The sequence below is a fragment of the Treponema sp. genome (assembly GCF_045657965.1).
Classification (GTDB): Bacteria; Spirochaetota; Spirochaetia; order Treponematales; family Treponemataceae; genus Treponema_D.
The window spans coordinates 1-2,856 of the sequence record NZ_JAZOUG010000224.1 but is presented as its reverse complement, the minus strand read 5'-3'; the positions used below and the strand labels follow the sequence as shown (position 1 = coordinate 2,856).

Sequence of the window (2,856 nt, the reverse complement as noted above, 5' to 3'; positions counted from 1 at the left end):
CGTGAAGGGGAAATTTTAGAATAGGATTTCCCTGTAAATTGCTTCGTCCTTTTCGCTGAATACGTTGAAAACGACTTTGATTCCACTGTCGTGTTCGCGTTTCCAGTTTTCTACGGTCTGGACGGCAATCTGAGCGGCACGGTCGGCTGGGAAATGGAAGACTCCGGTGGAAATGCAGCAGAAGGCGATAGATTGCACATTGTTCTGTTCTGCGAGGTCGAGGCAGCTTGTGTAGCAGGATGCTAAAAGTTCGCAGTCGCGCTGTGTGAGCGGGCCGGAAATTATAGGGCCTACGGTGTGAAGAACGTAATTGCAGGGAAGATTGAATGCCGGGGTGATTTTTGCGCTTCCGGTCGGCTCTTCGTGTCCCTGTTTTTGCATGATGTCGGCACATACTTTTCGCAGCTGGATTCCGGCAAAGGTGTGGATGCAGTTGTCGATGCACGAGTGGCAGGGCTGCCAGCATCCGGTCATTCCGCTGTTTGCGGCATTTACGATTGCTCCTACGCGCAAGGTGGTGATGTCGCCACGCCAGAGATAGAGGTCGTTACGGTGGTTGAGCTTGCGGTCCCTGAACTCTGTCGAAGGGGCGAAACCACTAACCGGTTCCAGCTCTGCAATATCTGTAATTCCGTGCGAGCGGTTTGTTTCCTGTAAGTATTCATCCTGAATGCGCAAGAACTCATCAGTTATGGGAAGAGGTTCCCGTACATTCATAAGAGAGCGCAAAAGAGATTTCTGTCCGGCTTCGTCTTCTGGGATTTCGACGTTCTTGTAGCGCGGGCTTTCATTCAGGAGATATTCAATCAAAAATCTTCTGCGTTCTGTCTGTGTCATTATTTGATTTCTCCTGCAAGGTCAGCAATCGTTGTCTTTGCAAGTTCTGCTTCCATTGCTTTTTGGGCATTTTCCAGAGCCGGGTCTAAAACGCGGTGAATGTTTTTTCCAATCGGGCAGGCTGGGTTTGGGGCAGGATGAAAGTTGAACACTTCCCGTTCTTCTTCGCCTTCGTTGATTGCGTTGTATACATCAAGAAGTGTGATTTTTTCTGCCTCGCGAGAAAGCTTTGAACCGCCCACGCCGGCTGCAGTTTCGACAAGTCCCGCCTTCTGGAGCTGGAGCAGAATCTTTCTGATAATAACAGCATTTACTCCAGTACTTCCCGAAATGAATTCCGAAGTAACACGGTTATCTTTTGAAAAATAATAAATGCAGAGCAGGGTATGAACCGCTGCCGTAAATCTTACGCTGATTTTCATAATAAGTCCTTATTTGCTGTCTAAAATACCGCTTACCAGTTTTTTCAATTCTTCTCGATTCGGCAAATACAACTCGTATTTTGAAACAAAGAGATTTGAATCCATGCCGTAGGTTGCATACTCAACAAGAAGCTCGTCTTTATTGCGGCTCAAAATGATTCCGACAGGAGGATTGTCGTCAGGCTCGTTTTCTTCGTTTGCGAAATAGCCCATATACATATTCATTTGCCCGATGTCCTCGTGTTTAACGGAATTCTTCTTCAAATCAATCAATACGAAGCATTTTAGGATACGATGATAGAAAACTAAATCAACATAATAATGCACATTGTTGATTGTAAGCGGATATTGCCGACCGATGAATGCAAATCCCTTGCCAAGTTCAAGCAAGAATGTTTGCAAATTGTCGATGATACGCTGTTCCAAATCACTTTCAGAATAACGGTTGATATCGGGCAAGCCTAAGAACTCCAGAGTGTAGGTGTCTTTTACAATGTCTTCTGGCTTTTGAATTTCGACACCTTTTTCTGCAAGTGCTAAAATGCCTTCTTTGTCTTTGCTCGCAGCCAGCCGCAAAAACAAACCAGAATCCATCTGACGACGCAAGGCTTTTACATTCCAGTTTTCTTTAATACACTCTTTTTCATAAAAACTGCGTTCAAGTTCATCGTCTATTGTGATAAGCTCGCAAATTTGTGACCAATTCAAATTGTTAGAAATCGTCTGACAAATTGGATAAACTAGATAAAATTTACGCATATTATTCAGATTTGGACGACTAAAACCGCTTCCAAGTCTGGCTGTTAGTATTTTTGCAAGTTTTGTGAGCAAAGACGAGCCGTATTTTGATTTTGAATTTCCGCCCTGCTCAAATTCCACGATGTATTGTCCGATTTTCCAATATGTCTTTACAAGTGCAGTATTGATGTATTTAGAAGCAGATGCTCTTGCTTCCGTTACAATTTGGACGATGCTGTCTGCAAGTTCATCGACTTTTTTATCGTTTTGCAAATTTGTTTTGTTTTTCATTACTTCATTTTTCATAACGTTCTCCGTAAGGTAATTCAGGCTCTGCAACTTTTAATGCACCATAAGATTCTGGGATTTGATATGCCGTTTCTTTTGAAACTACATCTTTTGTTGCCGCAATTTTTTTGTCTGCGTACTGAACAACATCTTTTATTACGAGTTTCTGCACGGCGGAGATGAATGTTTCCATTGAATCATAATCAGGATTGCCGTCTTTTACTGGGAGCATGATCTTATCATTCTTGATTTTTGCATTGCTTATGCTGTTTCCCCAAGAATATTTGTGCGAAAGACTTTTTGTAACGCAAGAAGCAAGATACAGTTGATTTGCTTTTGTAACATCTGCATCTTTTAAATACAATGCAAGATTGTGGCTGTCATTTGAGAAGAAATCATCTTTCTGATAACTGACGACAAAAGTTTTTCCGCCAATAAAAATGCAATTACCTTCTTCCAGCAAATCTTCATTAAATGAAATATATGAACTTACACCATTGTTTTCTGCGCTGGCACATAGATAGGGAATCTCTCCGCTGTTTTCTACAATTTCAGATGAAAGAATATTGTG

The 2,856-nt window shown here is 42.3% G+C and carries 4 protein-coding genes; all 4 read right to left on the bottom strand.

Annotation, left to right across the window (positions count from 1 at the left end):
* Window positions 1-15: 15 nt before the first annotated feature.
* Window positions 16-837, bottom strand: a complete 822-nt coding sequence (locus tag ACKI5B_RS08255; RefSeq protein ID WP_407427652.1) for a protein-ADP-ribose hydrolase — start codon at window positions 835-837, stop codon at window positions 16-18.
* Window positions 837-1,259 carry an Rrf2 family transcriptional regulator gene (locus ACKI5B_RS08250; RefSeq protein WP_407427650.1) on the bottom strand — a complete coding sequence of 141 codons (423 nt, stop codon included), beginning with the start codon at window positions 1,257-1,259 and terminating at the stop codon, window positions 837-839. Before ACKI5B_RS08250 ends, ACKI5B_RS08255 begins: the two co-directional genes overlap by 1 nt.
* A 9-nt stretch (window positions 1,260-1,268) precedes the next feature.
* Complete coding sequence (locus tag ACKI5B_RS08245) at window positions 1,269-2,303, bottom strand: PDDEXK nuclease domain-containing protein (RefSeq protein ID WP_407427648.1); 1,035 nt, start codon at window positions 2,301-2,303, stop codon at window positions 1,269-1,271.
* On the bottom strand, window positions 2,293-2,856 hold a 564-nt coding region (locus tag ACKI5B_RS08240), incomplete at its 5' end, for a restriction endonuclease subunit S (RefSeq protein WP_407427646.1). The genes ACKI5B_RS08245 and ACKI5B_RS08240, both read right to left, overlap by 11 nt.